17 protein-coding genes are annotated in these 21,241 nt (G+C 54.1%); 2 read left to right on the top strand and 15 right to left on the bottom strand.

Annotated features, from left to right (window positions below; genetic code table 11):
• Positions 1 to 227: 227 nt before the first annotated feature.
• From HMPREF9156_RS0104260 to HMPREF9156_RS0104300, 9 genes are all read right to left on the bottom strand, one after another.
• Positions 228 to 1,817 (bottom strand): NAD(P)/FAD-dependent oxidoreductase, encoded by a 1,590-nt coding sequence (locus HMPREF9156_RS0104260; protein ID WP_007147555.1) that lies wholly within the window; start codon positions 1,815 to 1,817, stop codon positions 228 to 230.
• Positions 1,818 to 1,901: 84 nt separating this feature from the next.
• A complete protein-coding gene (locus tag HMPREF9156_RS0104265) occupies positions 1,902 to 2,213 on the bottom strand; it encodes a DUF2469 domain-containing protein (protein ID WP_007147556.1) in 312 nt (103 codons plus the stop codon).
• Between the two features lie 112 nt (positions 2,214 to 2,325).
• On the bottom strand, positions 2,326 to 3,741 hold the full coding sequence (locus HMPREF9156_RS0104270; RefSeq protein ID WP_007147557.1) for a GNAT family N-acetyltransferase: 1,416 nt from the start codon (positions 3,739 to 3,741) through the stop codon (positions 2,326 to 2,328).
• Between the two features lie 45 nt (positions 3,742 to 3,786).
• Positions 3,787 to 5,286, bottom strand: a complete 1,500-nt coding sequence (gatB, locus tag HMPREF9156_RS0104275) for an Asp-tRNA(Asn)/Glu-tRNA(Gln) amidotransferase subunit GatB (protein ID WP_007147558.1) — start codon at positions 5,284 to 5,286, stop codon at positions 3,787 to 3,789.
• A gap of 24 nt (positions 5,287 to 5,310) precedes the next feature.
• Positions 5,311 to 6,879, bottom strand: a complete 1,569-nt coding sequence (gatA, locus tag HMPREF9156_RS0104280; RefSeq protein ID WP_007147559.1) for an Asp-tRNA(Asn)/Glu-tRNA(Gln) amidotransferase subunit GatA — start codon at positions 6,877 to 6,879, stop codon at positions 5,311 to 5,313.
• Between the two features lie 20 nt (positions 6,880 to 6,899).
• Positions 6,900 to 7,193: an Asp-tRNA(Asn)/Glu-tRNA(Gln) amidotransferase subunit GatC gene (gatC, locus tag HMPREF9156_RS0104285; protein WP_007147560.1), complete on the bottom strand. Its 294-nt coding sequence runs from the start codon at positions 7,191 to 7,193 to the stop codon at positions 6,900 to 6,902.
• A 106-nt stretch (positions 7,194 to 7,299) separates the two neighbouring features.
• Positions 7,300 to 7,992, bottom strand: a complete 693-nt coding sequence (locus HMPREF9156_RS0104290; RefSeq protein WP_007147561.1) for a TrmH family RNA methyltransferase — start codon at positions 7,990 to 7,992, stop codon at positions 7,300 to 7,302.
• Positions 7,993 to 8,070: 78 nt separating this feature from the next.
• Positions 8,071 to 8,961, bottom strand: a complete 891-nt coding sequence (locus HMPREF9156_RS0104295) for a hypothetical protein (protein WP_017147495.1) — start codon at positions 8,959 to 8,961, stop codon at positions 8,071 to 8,073.
• 143 nt (positions 8,962 to 9,104) lie between these two features.
• The gene (locus HMPREF9156_RS0104300; RefSeq protein WP_017147496.1) at positions 9,105 to 10,061 is read right to left on the bottom strand and encodes a hypothetical protein; all 957 of its coding nucleotides are present in this window, start codon (positions 10,059 to 10,061) and stop codon (positions 9,105 to 9,107) included.
• Between the two features lie 500 nt (positions 10,062 to 10,561).
• Between HMPREF9156_RS0104300 and HMPREF9156_RS0104305 the strand changes: the two genes are divergently transcribed.
• Positions 10,562 to 13,138, top strand: coding sequence for an HAD-IC family P-type ATPase (locus HMPREF9156_RS0104305; RefSeq protein WP_007147564.1), 2,577 nt, complete (start codon positions 10,562 to 10,564; stop codon positions 13,136 to 13,138).
• 213 nt (positions 13,139 to 13,351) lie between these two features.
• On the top strand, positions 13,352 to 14,518 hold the full coding sequence (locus tag HMPREF9156_RS0104315; protein WP_007147565.1) for a low temperature requirement protein A: 1,167 nt from the start codon (positions 13,352 to 13,354) through the stop codon (positions 14,516 to 14,518).
• Between the two features lie 102 nt (positions 14,519 to 14,620).
• Here HMPREF9156_RS0104315 and HMPREF9156_RS0104320 read toward each other — a convergent pair whose 3' ends face one another.
• The 6 genes from HMPREF9156_RS0104320 to HMPREF9156_RS0104345 all read right to left on the bottom strand — a co-directional run bounded on the left by HMPREF9156_RS0104320 (position 14,621) and on the right by HMPREF9156_RS0104345 (position 21,240).
• Entirely contained in the window at positions 14,621 to 15,094 is a 474-nt protein-coding gene (locus tag HMPREF9156_RS0104320; RefSeq protein WP_007147566.1) for a flavodoxin, read from the bottom strand.
• A 47-nt stretch (positions 15,095 to 15,141) separates the two neighbouring features.
• A complete protein-coding gene (locus HMPREF9156_RS0104325; protein ID WP_007147567.1) occupies positions 15,142 to 15,375 on the bottom strand; it encodes a putative quinol monooxygenase in 234 nt (77 codons plus the stop codon).
• Positions 15,376 to 15,503: 128 nt separating this feature from the next.
• Positions 15,504 to 16,052 (bottom strand): NAD(P)H-dependent oxidoreductase, encoded by a 549-nt coding sequence (locus tag HMPREF9156_RS0104330; protein WP_007147568.1) that lies wholly within the window; start codon positions 16,050 to 16,052, stop codon positions 15,504 to 15,506.
• Positions 16,053 to 16,286: 234 nt separating this feature from the next.
• Positions 16,287 to 17,327, bottom strand: coding sequence for a zinc-binding dehydrogenase (locus HMPREF9156_RS0104335; protein WP_007147569.1), 1,041 nt, complete (start codon positions 17,325 to 17,327; stop codon positions 16,287 to 16,289).
• A gap of 52 nt (positions 17,328 to 17,379) precedes the next feature.
• The gene (clpB, locus tag HMPREF9156_RS0104340) at positions 17,380 to 20,046 is read right to left on the bottom strand and encodes an ATP-dependent chaperone ClpB (protein ID WP_007147570.1); all 2,667 of its coding nucleotides are present in this window, start codon (positions 20,044 to 20,046) and stop codon (positions 17,380 to 17,382) included.
• 156 nt (positions 20,047 to 20,202) lie between these two features.
• Positions 20,203 to 21,240: a nucleoside hydrolase gene (locus HMPREF9156_RS0104345; protein ID WP_007147571.1), complete on the bottom strand. Its 1,038-nt coding sequence runs from the start codon at positions 21,238 to 21,240 to the stop codon at positions 20,203 to 20,205.
• Position 21,241: the final 1 nt, after the last annotated feature.

Consider the following 21,241-nt stretch of genomic DNA (forward strand, 5'->3'; position numbering starts at 1 on the left):
TACAGCTGTGACAATCCGCAGGCCGTGTAACGCACGGCCAGCTTGACCTGAAAGATCCGGCCCTATGCGGCAAACCAGATCCGACACATGCAAAATCCCATTATACACACAGGGTAAACCAGCCCCAAGCCTTGGGGCTGGTTTACCCTGTCAAAACGCCAGCCGGATCCCAGCATCTGCTGGGGATCAGATCACGGCAGACCCCCAGCAGGTATCCTGGCTAAAATCTATTTGGACTCGTGATATGACTTTTCAGTATTCACTGACCAGACATTCTTCTTCGATGTCTTTCCTGACTTGATATTGCCGACGGCCTCAATAGCCGTAGCCATCGAATGATCCTGGTTATTGTAATGGTGCTGCCCGTTACGGCCCACGCAGTACAGATTGCCGAATGAATCAAGATATTCAATAAGCTGGTCGATATCCTTATACGTATCGAAATACGCCGGATATGCCTTCTGGACAAGCTCACGGTGCGAATCCAGGACATCCTGCTTGCCGCTGATAACACGCATGCGGGTAAGTTCTTTTATCGCAAGGTTTGCGGCTTCCTCATCACTCAGGTTCCAGAAGTCGTCACCTTCATTGCAGAAATACTCCATTCCGATCCACACAGTATCGTCAACATCTTTGACCAGATATGGGCTCCAGTTGTTGAAAATCTGGAAACGCCCGACTTTGTAGCCGGGATCCTGGACATAGATCCAGTTATCGGGGACAATAGGCGGATGCCCAAGCGTGGGGATATCCGTATTATTACGGATGCGGAGTTTCCTGACCAGCAGGCCAACTGTGACGAAATCGCGGTACGGAAGGCCTGAAGCAATCTCTTTCATATCCTGCGGTGCCTTGGTATCAGACTTATCAATAGCATTGACAAGATCTTTCAAGGGCATGGAAGAAATGAACTCATCAGCCTGGAGCGTGTTCTCTTTGCCGCTTTCATCAACGTAAGAAACAGAAGCTATCCTGCCGTTAGCCTGGTTTATTTTTGTGACTGTTGAACCGGTCAGTACCTTGACACCCTTAGCACGGGAATTCTCTTCAACAGTTTCCCACAGCTGGCCCGGACCAAGCTTGGGATACCAGAATTCCTCAATAAGGGAAGTTTCGACTTTGGAATTATCAGTCTTATGCTTAGGCATCAGCTTCAGGAACGCATTCTTCAGCACGTTCATGATGCTCAGGCCCTTGACCCTCTGGGCACCCCAGTCAGCTGATATCTCAGAAGGATGGCGGCCCCACAGCTTCTCGGTATACCCCTCGAAAAACATAGAGTAGAGCTTGCGGCCAAAACGGTTGATATAGAAGTTCTCCAGGCTTGTTTCAGGGAGTTTATGGAAAACAGATGCCAGATAGCTGAACCCGGCCTCGATAGTGATCTTCGGTCCCATAGCCTTCAGTGTGCCGGGGCTCAGCGTGATCGGATAATCAAGGAAATGCTGGTTCCAGAAAATACGGGAAACACGATGGCGCTTCAGCATGACCTTATCGGTTTTTTCAGGGTCAGGCCCGTCCGGTTCCAGATCATGATGGCGGCCCAGCTTCTTGTCATCGTAGGAAGGGGCTCCCTGAAGAGGCAGTACTTCTTTCCACCAGTTCATAATGCTTTCATCTTTGGAAAAGAAACGATGCCCGCCGATATCCATGCGGTTCCCGTTGTATTTCACTGTACGGGAGATGCCGCCGAATTCTTTTGTGGCTTCAAGGACGGTCACATCATAAGCATCTGAGCTGTCTTTAACAAGCTCCCATGCAGCTGTAAGGCCTGCAGGGCCTCCGCCGATAATAACGACTTTCTTCTTTTCTGGCACATTTCCTCCTTATAGGAACCAATAAAAAGCCATACTTAGCTTAACTATTTTACCGATATGGGCGAATAAAACTATCGCCCGGCTTTATATACCCTGGGGGACGTCAATGTCAGTTTTCTGTATCTCTTCTACATTAACATCTTTGAAAGTGACAATGCGGACGCTTTTAACAAAACGGCTCGGACGATACACATCCCATACCCATGCATCGGTCAGCTGGACATCGAAATATACATCCTGTCCTGCAGAGCGCGTGTTGAAATCGACCCTGTTAGCCAGGTAAAAACGCCTTTCGGTTTCAACAACATAAGTAAAAAGCTTGATAACGTCCCTATACTCACGGTACAGGGAGAGTTCCGCATCAGTTTCGTACCTGTCAAGATCTTCTGCACTCATAATTGAGATCCTTTCCTGTTGTTTTCCCTGAAAAATAAAGCGGCGGACTGCACGGCGGGGCGAGACGGCCGCCAGGTGCGCTGTACATACAGCTGCGTACAGCTACTGGTAGCTACTGGTCACGCCTCCGGTTCCTGCCGAGCCGGCGCCACCATGGGACCTTCTGCGATGCGCCGGATGGACCGGACCCATGTAACGTATCAGACGTATCCGGCGCCTCTGCACTATCCTGCCCGGCGGCTTCGCCTGGACTATTGGATATGCCTGATACCTCCCGCCTATCGGCTTCCGAACCGGTGCCATCAGGACTGTTGGAAATACCATGAACGGCAGGATCCCCGGACTTCCTGGCGGATCCGGGATCCCCTGTACTGCCCTGCTGCGCAGAAGTCCCAGCCCCGGTGGAGTCTCCGCCTTGTGCAGGTATCCCGGCCGCATCGGCTATATCCTGCTGCCCAATCTGCGAAGGGATACCGTCGGTATCATCAGTTCCTTCTTCCGGGCCGTACTCGTCATATCCGTCAATATGGTTGCCGCGCCAGTTCTCGCGGTTCGATACTGCGGAAGAAGCCTCATCATCAAAAGATATATCAGCAACGTTACGGACAAAAGACCTGTGCTGTTCAATCTCTATGGAATGCTCGTGCATCGACATCGCCTCGCGGATCCCGGGATTCGTCATAATAGGGCGCATCCCGAATGCTTCAAGGGAGCCTATCGGATCGAACTCATCTGCAAGCATGCCCTGGACCTCAAGGTCCTGGTACCGCTCATTCCCGTTATCCCACAAAGCATCACGTGAATTGCCTTCTGTTGTGAAACCAAGGGATTTGTAGACCGTTGAGGCACGGGTATTACGCTGCGGTACCCCTACCCAGATGCGATGCATACCCAGCCCTGCGGGCTCAGGGGCAAAACCATACGTCATAACACGCGGCATGGCGTCACGGGAAAAACCGCGGGAGCGGTAATCGCGGCCAAGAAGGACCTGGATACGCGCCGACTTGGCCCAGCCGTCAATATCAATAAGGAAAACCATGCCGATAAGGACAAACCCGTTGCCGTCGCTTTCGTTCTTATCGTCAGAGCCTGTAAGGTCAGACTGAGCAAACATAGACCAGGCTATGACCCCTCGGGCTTCAGGGTCAGAGAAACTCTCCTGGGCACGCAACTCCCCGCGGGACCATGACAGGTACCGGGACACCCACGCACGCACAGTAGAGCGCTCCGCTTCCTTGCTCTTGCCTGTGATCCGCGCAGAATCATGGAATGCATCAAGCTCATCAAGCTTTTCACAGTCTTCCCATACTGCCGGCCGGAGGACCAGCATCTCCCCCTCAATCTCAGGGATAGAAATGCTGGATGGAAGCGCGCGAATGTCCTTCTGTACATCCTGCATACCTTTATGCGTATCACGGCCCTGTGCGCCCTGAGGGCTGTCCGGCGGCTGATTTTGCGGAGAATCCGGCTTCTCCCCGTCAGCTGTGTGCGGAACTGTTGATTCTGGTGTCATATCGGATCGTGTCATCTCGATTGATTTCCTTAATATGTCGGCGACCTTCAGCCTTCGGCTTCAGCTTTTGACCTTCCGCATAACAATAGCAGATACAGCTTTAGCATCAGCCTGTCCGCGTGTAGCTTTCATAACCGCACCGATGATCGCGCCCATCGGCTTCATATTGCCGGCCTTCAGCTTTGCGGCAATATCCGGATCGGCGGCAAGGGCTTTATCTACTTCCGCTTCAAGGGCATCGTCATCGGAAACGACCTCATACCCATGTTTTCTGACGACCTCATCAGGTGTGCCTTCACCGGCGAGAACGCCGGCAACCGTCTGCTTGGCGAGTTTGTCATTAAGCCTGCCTTCAGCTACGAGCTTTTCCACCCGCGCCACATCAGCCGGGGTAATGGGCATATCCTCCAGCAGCGTTTCACGCTCATTGGCTGCACGGCTGATCTCGCCAAGCCACCACTTGCGGGCCCCGCCCGCAGTGGCTCCAGCGGCGATGGTGGCTTCTATGAGGTCCAGGGCATCAGCGTTGACTACATCGCGCATCTCAAGATCGGAGAAGCCCCACTCGCCCTGGAGACGGTTGCGGCGTTCCCGAGGCATCTCAGGCATCTGCGAAGCCAGCTCATCAATATGCCCCTTCGTCACATGGACCATAACAAGGTCAGGGTCAGGGAAATACCTGTAATCGTCCGCATCAGTCTTTACGCGGCCGCCCGCAGTAGCCTGCGACGCTTCGTCCCAGTGGCGGGTTTCCTGCAGTATCTCGCCGCCGTCATCCAGGATCGCAGCCTGGCGTCTGATCTCATAAATGATCGTTTTTTCGATCCCGCGGAAGGAATTGACATTCTTTGTTTCTGAGCGTGTCCCCAGTGGGGCCTCAGGGGACGGGCGCAGCGACACATTAACATCAGCACGCATATTCCCCTGTTCCATACGGGCGTGGGAAATATTCAGAGCGCGCACGATATCGCGGATCGTGCGCACATACGCGCCTGCTACTTCTGCGGCACGTTCACCCGCCCCCGTTATGGGTTTGGTGACAATCTCCACCAGCGGCACCCCGGCACGGTTATAATCCACAAGCGAATGGTCGGCCCCTTCAATACGGCCGTCGGCACCTCCCACATGGGTATTCTTGCCGGCATCATCTTCAACATGCGCGCGTTCCACAGGCACACGGAAAATATCACCGTCTTCAAGCTCAACGTCCAAGTACCCTTCACCATTCAGCGGCTTATCATACTGGGAGATCTGATAATCACGCGGCATATCAGGATAGAAATAATTCTTGCGCGCGAACTGCGACCATTCAGCGATATTGCAGTGCAAAGCCAGCCCGAGCTTAACAGCGTAGTCGATAGCCATCCTGTTCACGACCGGAAGGCTGCCCGGAAGCCCAAGGGACACAGGGGTCAGCTGGGAATTGGGCTCGCCGCCGAAATGGACTTCTGCAGGGCAGAAAAGCTTTGTTTGTGTACTTAATTCCACATGTACTTCAAGCCCGATCACAGGATCGTATTTTTTAACAGCATCAGCAAACTTCATCAATTTTTCAGCCATATTTACTGTATCCTTTCCTGTGCCCTACTCAGCCTGCTCTGGGCGGGTATCGCTGCCTGTATTGAGCCACGCCGCATCCATTGCCTTCCAGACCGGGCCGCCCCACTTTTCTTCAAGGGCGGATTCAAGCGCCGCAGCAGGTTTATACATCTTATCGTCCTGCATCTGGGGCGCAATAAACTGGAAACCTGCCGGAAGCCCGTCATCGCTTAACCCGCAGGGAACGGACATCGCAGGCACCCCAGCCAGGTTTGCCGGGATGGTGGCAATGTCATTGATATACATCTCCATAGGGTTATCCATTTTTTCACCGAATTTGAATGCGGTAGACGGTGATGTGGGCGATACGAGCACATCAGCCTGTTCAAAAGCTTTCCTGAAATCTTCGATGATCAGGGTCCGCACCTTCTGAGCGGAACCGTACCACGCATCATAGTAGCCGGCTGACAGCGCGTACGTCCCCAGGATAATACGGCGCTTCACCTCATCGCCGAAACCTGCTTCGCGTGTATAAGCCATCATATTAGCGGCGGTCTGCGGTTCGCCTTCAGGCGGCATAACACGCAGGCCGTAGCGCATGCCGTCATACCGGGCCAGGTTGCTGGAGACCTCCGAAGGCATGATCACGTAATACGCAGCCAGCGCATACTCTGCATGCGGCAATGAGACCTCAACCACTTCAGCACCCATTGCCCTGAGCTGTTCCACTCCCTCGTTGAACCGCGCTTCCACACCGGCCTGGAACCCCTTGCCTCCAAGTTCCCTTACCAGCCCGATCCGGACGCCTTTAAGGTCCCTGCGTTCCCCCAGACGGGCCTGCTCAGCAAGAGCTGGCACAGGCTTCGGGATAGAAGTTGAATCCTTAGGGTCGTAACCGCCGATGATCTCCTGGAGCAAGGCTGCGTCAAGCACGGTCCGTGATACAGGGCCTATCTGGTCAAGCGAAGAAGCCATAGCGATGGCTCCGAAACGCGACACACCGCCGTAAGTAGGCTTTACCCCGACGGTACCGGTCAATGCACCAGGCTGGCGGATAGATCCGCCGGTATCTGTCCCCAATGCCAGGGGAGCCTCAAAAGCCGCGACTGCAGCTGCCGAGCCGCCGCCTGAGCCGCCGGGGACACGCGAAGTATCCCATGGGTTGCGCGTTATCCCAAAAGCAGAGTGCTCCGTTGACGACCCCTGTGCGAACTCATCCAGATTGGTCTTGCCTAAAACAGGCATGCCGGCCTTCTTAAGCCGTTCCACCACTGTTGCATCATACGGAGGCACCCAGCCCTGCAGAATCTTGGAAGCGGCTGTAGTTTCAATACCTTTGGTGACGATCATATCCTTAACGGCAACCGGCACGCCTGCCAGCTCGCCTGTATCCTCGCCTGCTGCGCGGCGCCTGTCCGCTTCATCTGCCTGGCGGCGCGCCTCATCCTCACTGACCCTCAGGAAAGCATGGATATCGCCTTCTGCCGCATGGATCACATCAAGATGGGCATCAACGAGCTCACGGCTTGATATCTCACCATCAGCCAGCTTTTTTGCCATCTGTGCTGCAGAAAGCCGGACAAGGCTGTTGCGTTCGCTTGTGCTAAAAGCCATAATCCTTCCTGTCCTCCCCGTTAGTCAGCCAGTATCTGAGGTGCAACAAACATACCGTTTTCCCTGGCGGGCGCACCTGACAGGGCTTCTTCCTGGGTCAGCGGTACCGCCGGCTCATCAGGGCGCATATACGCTTCCAATGGGACGGGATTAGCCGTTGGTTTTACATCATCTTTCGCCACTTCCTGCACCTTAGCAATAGAATCAGCGATAACATTCAATTCCCCCTGGAGGCGTTCAATTTCCTCATCTGTCAGTGCAATGCGGGAGAGATCCCCTAAATGCTCAATATCTTGTCGTGTAAATCTGGACATAACCTCAACTATAAGAGTCCAGCATGACACTTTCAGGGTGCTTTGCCGGCGCTGCAGCAGATCACATCAGCACCGCAATATCCGACGGTAAAACACTCATGCTGGATCACCCGTGCTGCATCATCCATGCATGCATTGCTATTGCGGCAGCCGCGCCGGCGTTGAGCGAACGCACTGAACCGTACTGTGTAATATACACAACATCATCGGCCGCTTCAAGCGCCTTACCGGTCAGACCGGGGCCTTCAGAGCCGAAAAGCAGGATGCAGTTTTCAGGGAACTTATAACTCTCAATCGGGACTGCACCCGGAACAATATCCAGGGCAATAATGCGGGTATCCTGCCCAAGCTGAGCGTCCCGGATACGGATGTCGCGCATAAATTCATCAACGGATGCATGATATCCAATATCCTGATACAGCTCGGTCATCAGCGAACCCTTGCGGTTCCACTTATGCGGGCCGATAATATGCACCTGGCGGGCAGTGAATGCATTGGCAGTGCGCACGATAGATCCGATATTGAAATCATGCGTCCAGTTCTCAACAGCCACTTCACACATATGCCGTCCGCGCTGGTCAAGGTCATGCTTGATCGCCTCAACGCTCCAGTACCGGTAGCGATCCATCACATTACGGGTATCGCCTTCATCAAGCAGCTGCGGGTCATACCGAAGGTCCTCCGGGTACGGCCGCGGCTCCCCCGGATGTTCGGATTCCCATGGGCCTACGCCGATCTGTCTCAGCCCGGGATCGCCCGCCGCCATTACACGTTTCGTATATTCGCTTGGTTCATACATGATTATCGTTCTGCCTAAAACTCTGCCTCAATACCGGTCCTGGTGCTGTGCCGTTCCAGCTCTTCCCGGTACCGGATATCAGCCTTCAAAAAGGGGGATGAATGGGACAGACTGTCTGCCGCCAGTTACGGGGTCCACAATATCTATCGTCTTAGCAGTGCCGGCACCTGTTACGCCGCGGCCCATCAGGCTGTTATCTGCTGTACCGGCAGCAGGTCTGCCCGTATCCTCGCTTCCATCCCCTATGCCGACGCTCCCCACAAGCGATGCAATCGCCAGGAGCCGGGCACCGCAGCTTTTCAAAACTGCAAAATCAAGATTGAGTTCATTGCCGTGACGAAGCGTGACCAGGGACGAAGTCTGGACGACTGATTTCTCAGACAGCCATGCATCCAGCAGGATCACGCGCTGGCCTTCAACAGATGGACCTTTCACAGACGGGTATACAAAATCCATTACAAAGCCGTTGACCGCCTGCCCGCGCGAAGCTGCAGCATGCATAACCGCGCTGACCAGAGGGATCGCAGCCACTGTCAGGGCACCAACCGCATCAAAATCATCAATGGAGAACCCATGCTCCTCCAAAGTATCCAGCATCACATGCCCGGCAAGCTCTGCGCCTTCATGGTCATAGGTAACGGCTGTCAGTTCGCTGAACGGCTTCCCCGTAATATCGGCACGTACCATGCGTTCAAGCCGTTCCCGGGGATCCAGCATATCTGCCGGCAAATGAGCGATTTCTTCACGCAGCCCCTCGGGGCCGGTAGCCCTGAAAGTGCCTTCCCCAGAAGTTCTGCCGGATACGGTACTATCCGCCCTACCGGATGCGGTACTGGTTGTGCCGCTGCCCGACCTGTCGCCTGCAACGCCTCCCATACCGCTTTTTTCATCATTTCCCGAGCTGCTTCCCAAACTGCTGTCATTGCTTTTAGCCTGTGTCCTGCCGCTGCCCGCCCTGTTACCGTGCATTCCGCTATCGTGTGTCATACCGATAACTCTAATTCATGCTCAGGAAAGTTCATACACACTTATTGATATACCCATTTTGAATGCCCATTGATATGCCAATTCGCGAATCCTGCAGAAAATCTCTTCCCAATCTCAAATATCCTTCAGGATAACAGCCCTGCAGATAGGTTATTGAGTGCTTCATTAGAATATCTGCGGTTAACCGCCGTTCTTCCATCGCATAACTGACTGACTGACAAAGGCTTGGGCCGTATATTGATACCTGTCGCTCCAGCATTATACAGAGCGCGGGCTATCTCTGAAATAAACCTGGCGCGCCAAAGGTGATTGTCTACCATTCTGCTTTCTGCAACGAAAATATGCCATCCCCGGGACTGGAATGCATTGAAGCGATCAAGATCCTCCGCCCACTGGCCATGATGGTGCCTCCCATTATACTCCATTCCAACACGGTATTCCGGATAAGCAAGGTCAAGATAGAACCGCTGCCTGGATCCATCCTGGACTTCATAATTGACCGTTGGTTCAGGAAGCCCATATCTCAGCAGCCACAGCCGCAGGTATGTTTCCCGCGGGGAATCAGTATCTTCACGGATAAGCCTGAGGGCTTTGCAGCATTTCCGTGAGCCCCGGAAACGCTCACAATCGGCAAGGAACCGCGCCAGAAGATATTTCGTTGTCCGCCTCAGCAGCCTGTCCCTGCACATAAGCGCATCCCCCAGCGCTATAAGGTCTTCAAGTTCAAGATACTGAGACATCTGGGCAAACACTGCCTCAGGGGAAGAACATGAATATCCTGCAACATCAATTGTTGCGCCTAGCGTATCCGCATTTTTGGAATAATGGCAGACCACATTATTGATATGGCGATGGTTACGCCATTCCTTGACAACAATATGCGTGCGAGGATCAAGGCTTCGGGGCGGGGCGACGCCCAGCAAACTGATTGCCGTGGCGTGGCTTGCTGTTATATCGGCAAGGTTTCCAGCCCTTATCCTGTGCCCGAGGGATCCCATCTGGAGAAACGCATCATTCTGACGCTTCCATGCTCCGTACCGCATTATCTGGCTGCGGACGGGCTGCTGTACTAGCTCAAACATGAGCGCAAGGTTAGCGGATTCTGGCCCTGTCCTGAAGTTATTTTGCCCAATGTGGTCGAATAAGGAACCCCTGGTGGTAAAACACGCAGATATAAAAACAAAAAATGTGGAAACTGCCGAAACCATTTTTGTATCTGCGTGTTTTACCACCAGCGGTTTTCAGACAACCTCAATTTATAGGTTTCAGATAATCCAAATCCCACAGGAAAGAAGGCCCGCTAAGTTGTTAGGCTGCGAGAGGGCCGGGCCTTATGCGGCACCGAATCTCCGCAAAAGGGAACATCTGGACCGGGAAACCGAGGCCGGCATGGCACAAATTTTCACGCAAAATGAATGGCTTTGGCTGCGAACCAGCTGCACTGTCTTTAGCCTTAAGCCCAAAGGCGAACTGCGGAATGGAATACGCTATGCGCGCAGTTTACAGGTGTGGATTGTTACACAGATGCGAACCGTTACAGATGTGGACCGCCGGTAACATACAGCAGCACAAGGAGTACATTATGGGAACTGCCATTACGGTTATCACGATAGCAGCCGCCGCGGCGCTCAGCGTTTTTATCCTCTGGTTCTTCTTCTCCCCCGGCAAGGCTGGGCATGCGGCCGTTGAAGGGAAACGCCAGGTGGCACAGATAACAGTTAAAGGCGGATATTCCCCGGCACTTGTTGAAGTAAAGGCCGGCATGCCCGTGCAGCTGGTCTTTGACCGGCAGGAAACGGGCGAATGCACTTCGCACGTTGTATTTTCCGATCTTGGCATTGATGCGCATCTTCCCGGGAATAAGGAAACTTCGGTTGACCTGCCTGCGCTTGATCCGGGGGATTACCCTTTCGCCTGCGGGATGAATATGGTACATGGGATGCTCCGTGTCTCAGGGAAAAGTACAAATAGGGAAAACACGGACGCCGCCACTGAGGAAGACACAAATGCCGCTGAGGAAGGTACAGGTACTAACGCCAGGAAAAGTGCGGATTCCGCCGCCGGGAAGAGTAGCAGCACAAATAACATAAGCAACATAAATAATGCAGGCGGCACAAACGCCGTACACACGCCGGAAACGCACAGCACCCGCTCCCCGATTGACCGGCAGAATACCGAAGAGGAAGAACGCATCCAGGAAATACGTGAACTCAAGCGCCTTATCCTTATTGGCGCTATCCTCACAACCCCTGTCTTTATTGCGGCTATGGGAAGTATGATCATATCCGGTATGCCTGCGTGGCTTATGGATCCATGGTGGCAGGCCGTCCTCATCACACCCGTCATGTTCTACTGCGGCTGGCCGATCCACCGTATAGGCTGGCTTGCGATCGCCCACCGCTCCCCTGATATGAATTCCCTTGTTACAGCAGGCTCATTCGCAGCATATATATACAGCCTTGTTGTATGCATTGCGCCGCAGATACTCCCGTCCCAGTCCCGTACTGCGTATTTTGAGTCTGTGGGGGTCGTCATAACCCTGGTCCTTGTAGGGCGCCTTCTTGAAGCGCAGGCACGATCCGGTACAGGCAACGCAGTCAAAACCCTGATCAATCTGCGCCCCCAGACAGCAATAAAAATCTCACAGTCAGATATTGACAGCGACATATGGCGCAGGCCGGATATCGGCACAATAGTTCAGAGCACTGAAGGCGCAGCACAGAAACAGAAAATGCCTGATTCCGGCACCAGCGGCCCCTCCACAGACAGCTCCGCAATTGCCGTCACCGGCAGCGGTGAAGCAGATCCCGGATCGGAAGCCGGCGAAGGTACCAAAACCGGCGCAGGCAGCGGGATGGTCCAAATCATTGATGCCAATTCAGTCAGAACCGGCGACCTGCTCGTCGTCAAAGGCGGGGATACCGTCCCAAATGACGGGATCATTGTAGCCGGTGAGAGTGATATCGACGAATCTATGATAACCGGTGAATCCCAGCCTGTGCACCGCCGTCCGGGAGACCAGGCGACCGGGGCAACACTGGCCCTTGATTCCCCTATCGTTATCCGGGTAAACAGGACAGGCCGCGACACCGTCCTCTCCCAGATCATCGACCTTGTGTCCCGCGCGCAGGCCACCAAGGCACCGGTACAGAAGCTTGCCGACCGGATTTCCCGCGTATTCGTCCCCGTCGTCTTCCTGATCGCCATATGGACATTTGCCGCATGGTCCATCATCGGTCCTCAGCCTCGGCTGGCCCATGCTGTAGTTACTGCGGTCAGCGTAGTCATTATCGCCTGCCCGTGCGCACTTGGGCTTGCTACCCCGCTGTCAGTCACGATCGGGATGGGGCTTGGTGCACGCAACGGCATCCTGATCACAACAGCGCATGCCCTGCAGGATGCGCGCCGGATCGGCACGGTTGTTTTCGATAAAACAGGTACGATAACGCGCGGCATAGCCCAGGTGAAGGGCAATGGGAATGAAGGCAGCAAGGGCGGAGAAAGCGGCAATATCAGGGATAATAAAAGCAGCAGAAACCATACTGAGTTCTCATACAGCAACGATGAGATCAGGCCCTCTGCTCCGGCAGCTGTGCGGCAGCTCCACGCACTGGGGATCAGGACCATCCTGCTGAGCGGGGATAAAAAGGAAACTGCACAGGATATCGCGGAAAAAGTTGGAATTGACACGGTCATTGCCGAGGTGCGGCCCGACGGCAAGGCTTACTGGATAGAGCGCATACAAAATGAGATCTATGATAATAGCCGTGCCGGAGGCAGCAGAAACCGCGGTAAAACACTGGTCGCCATGGTTGGTGACGGCATCAATGATGCCCCGGCACTGGCTCAGGCAGATATAGGCTTCGCTATTGGGACAGGCACCGATATCGCCATGAGATCGGCAGATATCACGCTTATGAGCGGCGACCTGCAGGGGGTGGCGCGGACTGTTGCCCTGTCCCGCGCAACCATGCGCAATATCAGGCAAAACCTGTTTTTTGCTTTCGCCTACAACATTATTGGCATCCCTCTCGCAGCAGGCGTCCTCTACCCGCTGGCCGGATGGCTTCTCAGCCCTATGATTGCAGGTGCAGCCATGGCATTGTCATCGGTATGCCTCGTGCTCAACGCGAACCGTTTGCGCCACGCCGCCATATAGCTCCGCTATAAGATATTTTGTATACAGCTCCGGCAGACAGCTGGCTGTGCTATAAGTACGGTAAAGCGCAGTTACTGGCTGCTGCAACTGCAAGCAGTGTTGTGGATCCCGATCAGCTTTTCGGGCTGAGGCAGCCAGTTGCACTGCAGTTATATAATAACGCATAGTTTCTGATATCGGCATAACCTTTTCCCTGTATGAAAGGACACACTTATGGCTGGGAAAACAGCGCAGGAAAACCGGGCGCATGAAGAGATGGAATCTAAGCGTGTCTCCCTTATAGAGCTGTTTTACGATCTTGTATTCGTATATATGATTTCACGGGCAACTGAGCTGCTGCACCACCTCCACAATGGCATGATCAGCCCAACCGCCCTGATTATTTTCATATTCGTTGTTATCGTTTTTATCAACTCGTGGATGGTACAGACAGTTTTCACCAACCGTTACGGCGAATCTTCGTGGACGAACATCCTTTTTTCCTTCGTTGATATGGCGATCATCCTGTATATGTCCAACACTTTTTCCGCCACAATAGACTATAACCTGCAGCCGTTCTTTATAGCTGCAAGCCTGCTGTCGGTGACCCTGGCCCTCCAGTACGCCCTGGTCTATATTAAAACCGACAATCAGGATGACAAGGATATCGCCCGGATATTTTCCATTATCCTCGGCATCAGGGCTTTGTCATTGCTCGCCGCAGGATTCCTCCCCCTGCCGGTTGGGGCGCCTTTTGCTGCAGCAGGGATACTGCTCAGCTGGATAGCACCGGGATTCACCGGGAAATACACCAGCAGGCATCCTGTTATTTTCTCCCATCTTCTGGAACGTCTGACACTTCTGATTATTATTACTTTTGGGGAAACGATCGTAGGGATCGCGGGTTATTTCACACGCAATACACTGTCATGGGGATCAGCCTTTATTTTTGTTACAGTTGTCAGCCTGTTCCTCACCTACATTATCCAGTTCGATCACGTTATTGAGGACAGGAGGAAAGGTGAAACCGGGAACCGCCTTATTTACCTCCACTATCCTATACTTTTTGGCATCAGCATGGTTACAGCGGCTATTGAACTCATCAGTGAGGATAAAGCTAATATCTATTTTGTGATCACTCTCCTGTATGCAGGGATACTCCTTTTTTATTCCGGGCTTGCTGTTGCGAATACTTACAACAGGGAAGGGTTCCGCCTTAACAGGGCCATTATCGCATCCTTCCTCAGCGTGACGATCCTGGCCTATCTGCTGTGCATAGCCCTGCATACCTTCTTCGCAGCCACCCTGATAACTGCTGTCTCTACAGCAGCCTGCACAGGCATCCTTATCAGGGCCCTTACCCTGGATTCGCGGAAGCAGCCTGCTTCCCTGCCTCGGTAGGCAGATTTCCGGCATCGGATATGGGCATGGTACAGTGGGATATCCGCCTCTGCGCTCTGCTGCTGTATCCTTATCCCTACCAGCTAATACGTCTGTCAGAGCTTATTCCAGCCCGGCCTGCTTAAGCCACGCATCAACACTGGCCGGAGAAGACAGAACTGCACCAGGTTTAACATCAGGGCCGAGCAGCCTGTCCATTATCTGCTGCGCACCGCTGTATCCGGAGCCTCCCGAGGTAGCGAAGGTTGCCACTGTTTTCCCTGTGAAGTCCATGTGTCCGATCACTGTTTCGATAATGCGGGGAGGTATCCCCCACCATGTGGGATGCCCTATGATCACAGTATCATACCGGCTGATGTCGGGAAGCTCACCCTGATAAGCAGGCCTGCTGCCCCCGTCATTCTGTTCGCGGTTCGCGCGGCTGCCGGGATCGTTCCAATCCAGATCAGCCGGCGTATAAGGGTTTTCAGCCTTGATCTCGTACGTATCGGCATTGAGCTTTTGCGCGATAATATCAGCTGCCCTGCGGGTATGCCCTGTACTGGAAAAATACATGACTAAAGTTTTATTGGCCATATCTGCCTTCCTTTACACAATATAACTGTTTACACTATCCCTGCCATCTATGCATTGTCTATGCTGCTGAAACGCTCGACCCGCATACGAAGACGGTATTTTTTACGGAGCTCAGCGATTTTCCCCATCATTTCAGATTTATGATGGGCATCCAGGCTGGCCTGGTCTTTCCACTGGTCTATCAGAAGGACTGTTTCCGGATCATCTATGGGGAAGAAATAGGCGTAGCGGAGAGTGCCTTCCTCAGCGCGGATATCGGAAACTACACCGCTGGAAACCATCTCCTCAGCGTACCGCCGTGCAGAACCATCCCCCCGTATAATAAATATTAACTGTCAGGCTCATGGGACCTCCAATCAGCCAGTCTACATAACTGCGATATTCATATAATCAGTGAGCCTACGCCTGTCTATTCGTACGCCCCTAAAGCTTCCAGCTGTCCGCGGGTAATATATTCAACATATTCCTGTGCCTTCCGGGCGGCCTCCCCGTCAGTCATGCCTGAAGCACCGGCAGTAATAAATGGTTTGATATATTTCGTACCGATAAGGTTACTCGTTGCCTGGAGCGGTCGCAAAAGATCAGTAACGGTATAATTTTTACCGCTGCCGTGCACATAGTCGTCCCCGGAACCGCCGGGCGAAACAGCGACGATCAGCTCCTTGCCTCGGAGTGCAGTCCCTGTACTGCCATACGCCCAGCCGTATTCAAGCACATCATCTTCCCACTGTTTAAGCAAGGCAGGGGTGCTGTACCAGTACATAGGGAACTGGAGGACTATCCTGTCAGTATGTGTTAATACTTCCTGCTCCCTTTTGATATCGATCCTGAAATCAGGATATATCATATACATATCCCTGACATCAAGCCCTATCTGCCGCGCAGCATCAGAGAGCTTTTTATTGACCCGGGAGCTGCCCTCCAGGGAAGGGTGGAAAACAAAAACTGTTGTATTCATAATAACCTGCCTTCTTGCATAATACCGGGTATCCGCCGAAACCGGCCGGATACTGGCCGAAATAACGGGTGCCGATTCTCCAGCCAGATCAGCCGGATCAGGGGGTCCGTTTACAGTACACATGTACTGCAGACGTCCCCATGATCCCGACCTGTATGGGGGTCTGGCCCGGTCCTGCATCCGTTAAAGTGCCTGTACCTGTAGCCTCTGCGCGGAGCCCGGACCCGCCCGCTCTTACTCCATAACAACCAGAGACTTTATCGCCTCGCGGTTATCCATTGCCTTATAGGCATCATCGATCTCATCAAGGCTGAAACGCTTCGTAAATACCTTTCCGGGGTCAATATCGCCTTTAAGCACAGCATCAAGAAGTACCTGCTTGTCATATGTAGTTACTGAAGCAGGACCGCCGGCAAGGGCGATATTGCGCATAAACGAAGATCTGATATCCATCTTGGGGACATGGGGCAGCCCAACCCGGCCAATAATGGCGCCAGGCCTGCCGACTTTCATCGCAGTGTCAGTAGACAGTTCCGTGCCCACGCATTCCAGTACTGCATCAGCCCCGGAGCCATTGGTCAGCTCCATAACCTTGCTGACTGCCTCATCACCACGTTCTGCAACAATATCCGTTGCGCCGAATTCGACGGCGAGTTTCTGACGGTCTTCGTGCCGACTCATCATAATGATGCGCTTCGCACCGCGCAGCCGGGCCGAGATAACTGCACACAGCCCTACCGCACCGTCACCGACAACAACTACGGTGTCGCCGGTTTTTACATCAGCCACACGCGCAGCGTGGTATCCGGTAGCCATAACGTCAGAAAGCGCCAGGAACGAATTAAGCATGCCGTCGCTGTAATCCTCCGGCTTCCCGGGAACCTTCACAAGGGCCCAGTCAGCATGCTGGAAACGCACATACTCGGACTGATACCCCGAGCTGAAATTATCCGAATGGCTCTGGCAGTCAGCATCGAAACCTGCACGGCATGCAGCACAGTGCCCGCAGCCGTGGGTGAACGGTGCAATCACGAAATCCCCCGGTTTTACCGACGTAACAGCAGGACCGGCTTCTTCAACAATACCGATCGCTTCATGGCCTGTATTCTCGGAATTATTGCTTTTACCGTCCTGCCCGCGGTAAGACCACAAATCTGACCCGCAAACACAGGCGCGGACCACGCGGAGGATAACATCGTCATCAGCCTTGATCACCGGTTTGGGGGCTTCCCGGGCTTCAACTTTCCCTGCCTCTACAAAAATAGTTGTTTTCATACTGAATATCCCTTTCTTCCGGCAGATGCCGGAATGTGAAGCTACTATTTTACTACTTTTCCGAAACAGGCTCACTGACCAGGTCTTCTGTCGGCCATGCGGTGAGTTCCAGATGCTCGCCGCCGGTATGGTCAACAAGCACGGTATCACCATCGTGGACCTGCCCTGCCAGCAGCATCCGTGCAAGCTTATCGCCGACTTCGCTCTGTACCAGGCGCCTGAGCGGGCGGGCGCCATACGCAGGGTCATATCCCGTGTCCGCAAGCCACTGGCGTGCAGAATCAGTAACGTCAAGCGTAATGCGGCGGTCAGTCAGGCGCGATGCGACCTGCTCGACCTGGATATTGACGATCTTCCCCAATTCCTCGCGGGTAAGGGGGTTAAAGATGATCAGGTCATCCAGACGGTTGATGAACTCAGGCTTGAAATTCATATGGACTGCATCCATCACAGCCTTGCGGCGCGCATCGGCATCCATACCCATATCCACGAGGAACTGCGACCCCAGGTTGGATGTCATGATGAGGATCGTATTCGTGAAGTCCACGGTACGGCCCTGCCCGTCAGTCAGGCGCCCATCATCCAGGACCTGCAGGAGGATATCGAAAACCTCGGGATGGGCTTTCTCGACTTCATCGAAAAGGACCACTGAATAAGGCCTGCGGCGGACGGCTTCAGTCAGCTGGCCGCCCTCCTCATATCCGATATATCCCGGGGCTGCGCCAATCATACGCGACACGGAAGCTTTCTCCATGTATTCGCTCATATCTATGCGCACTACTGCGCGCTCATCGTCAAAGAGGAAATCTGCAAGCGCTTTTGCCAGTTCTGTTTTACCCACGCCGGTAGGCCCAAGGAACATGAAACTTGCAGTCGGGCGGTCAGGGTCGGAAATACCCGCACGGGAACGCCGCACAGCGTCCGAAACAGCCTGTACTGCTTGCTGCTGGCCGATAACGCGCTTACTCAGTTCGTCTTCCATATGGAGAAGCTTCTCATTTTCACCCTGCATCAGGCGCCCTACGGGGATGCCTGTCCAGCTGGATACGATAGCTGCCACGGAGTCGGCATCCACATGGTCAGGGACCATCGGTTCCGTATCCGGGCTGCCGCCCTCAGCACCTGAACTGCCGGCCTCCGCGGCACCGCCATGCTGATCGGCTTTAGATTCAGCTTCGGTAAGCTGTTTCTGGATTCCAGGGATCTGCCCGTACAGGATCTTGGAGGCATGCTCCAGGTCACCTTCACGGGTTGCCTTATCTGCTTCCACACGCAGTGCATCAAGCTGTGCACGCAGATCGCCGATCTTGTTATGGCCGGCTTTCTCCGCACTCCAGCGGGAGTTCAGGCCTGCAAGCTGTTCGCGGGTATCGGCCAGTTCTGACTGGATCTTTTCCAGGCGCTCGCGCGAAGCTGCATCCTCAGCTTTTTTAAGCTGCATTTCCTCCATTTCCAGCCTTGTAACGCGGCGCTGGAGCTCATCGATCTCTTCCGGCTCAGAATCCAGTTCCATACGCAGATGGGCAGCAGCCTCATCGACCAGGTCGATCGCCTTATCCGGAAGCTGCCGGCCTGAAATATACCGGTTTGACAGTGTGGCAGCAGCCACCAGCGCATCATCGCCGATAGTAACTTTATGATGTGCCTCATACCGCTGCTTCAGCCCCCGAAGGATAGCGATGGTATCTTCCACACTGGGTTCTCCGACGAAGACCTGCTGGAACCTGCGTTCGAGGGCAGGGTCTTTTTCAATATTCTCGCGGTATTCATCAAGCGTTGTAGCACCAATAAGCCTCAGCTCGCCGCGGGCCAGCATAGGCTTGAGCATGTTGCCGGCATCCATGGACCCTTCGGTTGCGCCTGCACCAACGATAGTGTGGATCTCATCAATGAAAGTGATAATATTGCCGTCAGACTTTTTGATTTCATTGAGCACTGCTTTCATACGCTCTTCAAATTCACCGCGGTATTTGCTGCCTGCAACCATAGAGCTCATATCAAGGGAGATGATCCGCCTGTTCTGCAGCCCCGCAGGGACGTCACCTGCAACTACGCGCTGGGCAAGTCCTTCTACTACAGCCGTTTTCCCTACTCCCGGCTCGCCGATAAGGACAGGGTTGTTTTTGGTCCTGCGGCTCAGTATCTGGATGACACGGCGTATCTCTGCGTCACGACCGATTACGGGGTCAAGCTTCCCTTCGCGGGCACGCTCTGTCAGGTCGATTGAATATTTCTCTAAAGCTTTATATGACCCTTCCGCATCCGGGCTCGTAACTTTAGCACCGCCGCGCACCTCAGGGATAGCTTTGCGGAGGGCTTTTGCATCGGCACCTGCGCTGCGCAGGATATCCCCTGCTTCCCCGTCGCTCTGGGCAATAGCAATCAGCAGATGCTCTGTTGAGATATATTCATCTCCCAGGCTGCCCATTTCCCTGCGGGCGTCTGACAGCACTTTTGCCAGCTGGCGGCTGGCATCGGGCTGGGCCGTAGAGGATCCGCTTGCGCTTGGCAGGCTGGCCAGTGCGCGGCGTACCTGCGCCCCTATCTTCTGCGTATCAGCACCCGAAGCCTGGATCAGCCCTTTGACGACCCCGCCATCCTGGCGGAGGAGGGAATCAAGCAGATGCAGCGGCCCCACCTGGGGATTCCCTGCAGCGGAAGCGCTCTGCACCGCATCACCTATGGCCTCCTGGGCCATCGTTGTAAACTTTTCGTCCATTGAGTCTCCTGTTCATACTGCTGCCGGGTCCTCCCGGCATCACTTTATATATCCTGCAGTATTTAACAGGGCTTCCAGCACTATTATTCCAAACTTGAGTGTTTGCGGCTCAAGTTTTTAGATGGTCCTGATACATACTGAGATGCCTTGCTGCCCTTACCTTTGCGGATACTCCGAACACACCTTCAGCAGGCGCTTACGCCACGCAGATACAAAACGCACAGAATCAACGCCAAGGGCTGCCCGAGTATGGGAGACAGATGCCTTGCTGCCCGGCTCATCCGCAGACGTATGGAGCATAGCTGGATCACCGACAGTACGGCCGCGCACCCCATAGCCGTCCCCTGTCCTCGTTTCTGCACGAAGGCTGATCGGGAACAGTTGCACCAGAGAAGGCTCAAGGGCAACAGCCGCAGCAAGTGGGTCATGGAGCGGGCTTCCCTGTGCAAAAACCGGATCTGCGGCTTCGTTAGCGGAAATATAATAATCCGCCATCTGGCAGATAAACTCCGCCAGCGGTGTATCCGCCTGCCTGACAGCACGCATATGGCCGCGGGTCATCAGGCACTGATGGGTCACGTCAAGCCCGACCATTGTAATATCAGCGCCTGAATGGAAAACCCTGTCGGCAGCTTCCGGATCATTGATAATATTCGTCTCGCACACCAGATCATAACAGTTGCCGGGCTGGGTAAGGGTCCCGCCCATCATCACCAGCTTCATCTTCGGGGCAATATCCGGTGCCCGGCGAAGGGCTTCATCAATATCAGTCAGCGGCCCTGTAGCAAGTATGGTCATACCAGTGCCGTAACGCCTCACCGCTTCAGCTATTGCCGCCGCACCATCTGCATATATACTGCCGCGGGAGTACGAAGAAGGGAGGCCGGGAAGCTGTGCCCCTCCAAATCCGTTTTTCCCATGGAACCGCTCACATCCCGGGTCTATTGTATACGGCTTCCCTGCGGTCCCGGGGCCGGCCTGCCAATATGACGGTTCGCCGGCACCTTCATACACAGGGATATCCGGCCGCCCAAGGCAGTCCAGCAGGCCGCGGCTGTTGCGTACAGCCACACTCCCCTGCACATTGCCGAAAACCCCCGTTACCCCAATCAGCTCAGCATCCGGCGACCCCAAAAGGTACAGGATGGCCAGGGCATCATCAATACCGGTATCGCAGTCCATCATGATCCGCATA

This window comes from Scardovia wiggsiae F0424, from assembly GCF_000269605.1.
GTDB lineage: Bacteria > Actinomycetota > Actinomycetes > Actinomycetales > Bifidobacteriaceae > Scardovia > Scardovia wiggsiae.

Coding starts and splice junctions, on each gene's coding strand:
- HMPREF9156_RS0104265 (WP_007147556.1), bottom strand. CDS start 2,213: ATGAGTGCAGAAGATCTTGACAGGTACGAAACTGATGCGGAACTCTCC.
- HMPREF9156_RS0104270 (WP_007147557.1), bottom strand. CDS start 3,741: ATGACACGATCCGATATGACACCAGAATCAACAGTTCCGCACACAGCT.
- gatB (WP_007147558.1), bottom strand. CDS start 5,286: ATGGCTGAAAAATTGATGAAGTTTGCTGATGCTGTTAAAAAATACGAT.
- gatA (WP_007147559.1), bottom strand. CDS start 6,879: ATGGCTTTTAGCACAAGCGAACGCAACAGCCTTGTCCGGCTTTCTGCA.
- gatC (WP_007147560.1), bottom strand. CDS start 7,193: ATGTCCAGATTTACACGACAAGATATTGAGCATTTAGGGGATCTCTCC.
- HMPREF9156_RS0104290 (WP_007147561.1), bottom strand. CDS start 7,992: ATGTATGAACCAAGCGAATATACGAAACGTGTAATGGCGGCGGGCGAT.
- HMPREF9156_RS0104295 (WP_017147495.1), bottom strand. CDS start 8,961: ATGCACGGTAACAGGGCGGGCAGCGGCAGGACACAGGCTAAAAGCAAT.
- HMPREF9156_RS0104300 (WP_017147496.1), bottom strand. CDS start 10,061: ATGTTTGAGCTAGTACAGCAGCCCGTCCGCAGCCAGATAATGCGGTAC.
- HMPREF9156_RS0104305 (WP_007147564.1), top strand. CDS start 10,562: ATGGGAACTGCCATTACGGTTATCACGATAGCAGCCGCCGCGGCGCTC.
- HMPREF9156_RS0104315 (WP_007147565.1), top strand. CDS start 13,352: ATGGCTGGGAAAACAGCGCAGGAAAACCGGGCGCATGAAGAGATGGAA.
- HMPREF9156_RS0104320 (WP_007147566.1), bottom strand. CDS start 15,094: ATGGCCAATAAAACTTTAGTCATGTATTTTTCCAGTACAGGGCATACC.
- HMPREF9156_RS0104325 (WP_007147567.1), bottom strand. CDS start 15,375: ATGGTTTCCAGCGGTGTAGTTTCCGATATCCGCGCTGAGGAAGGCACT.
- HMPREF9156_RS0104330 (WP_007147568.1), bottom strand. CDS start 16,052: ATGAATACAACAGTTTTTGTTTTCCACCCTTCCCTGGAGGGCAGCTCC.
- HMPREF9156_RS0104335 (WP_007147569.1), bottom strand. CDS start 17,327: ATGAAAACAACTATTTTTGTAGAGGCAGGGAAAGTTGAAGCCCGGGAA.
- clpB (WP_007147570.1), bottom strand. CDS start 20,046: ATGGACGAAAAGTTTACAACGATGGCCCAGGAGGCCATAGGTGATGCG.
- HMPREF9156_RS0104345 (WP_007147571.1), bottom strand. CDS start 21,240: ATGCGGATCATGATGGACTGCGATACCGGTATTGATGATGCCCTGGCC.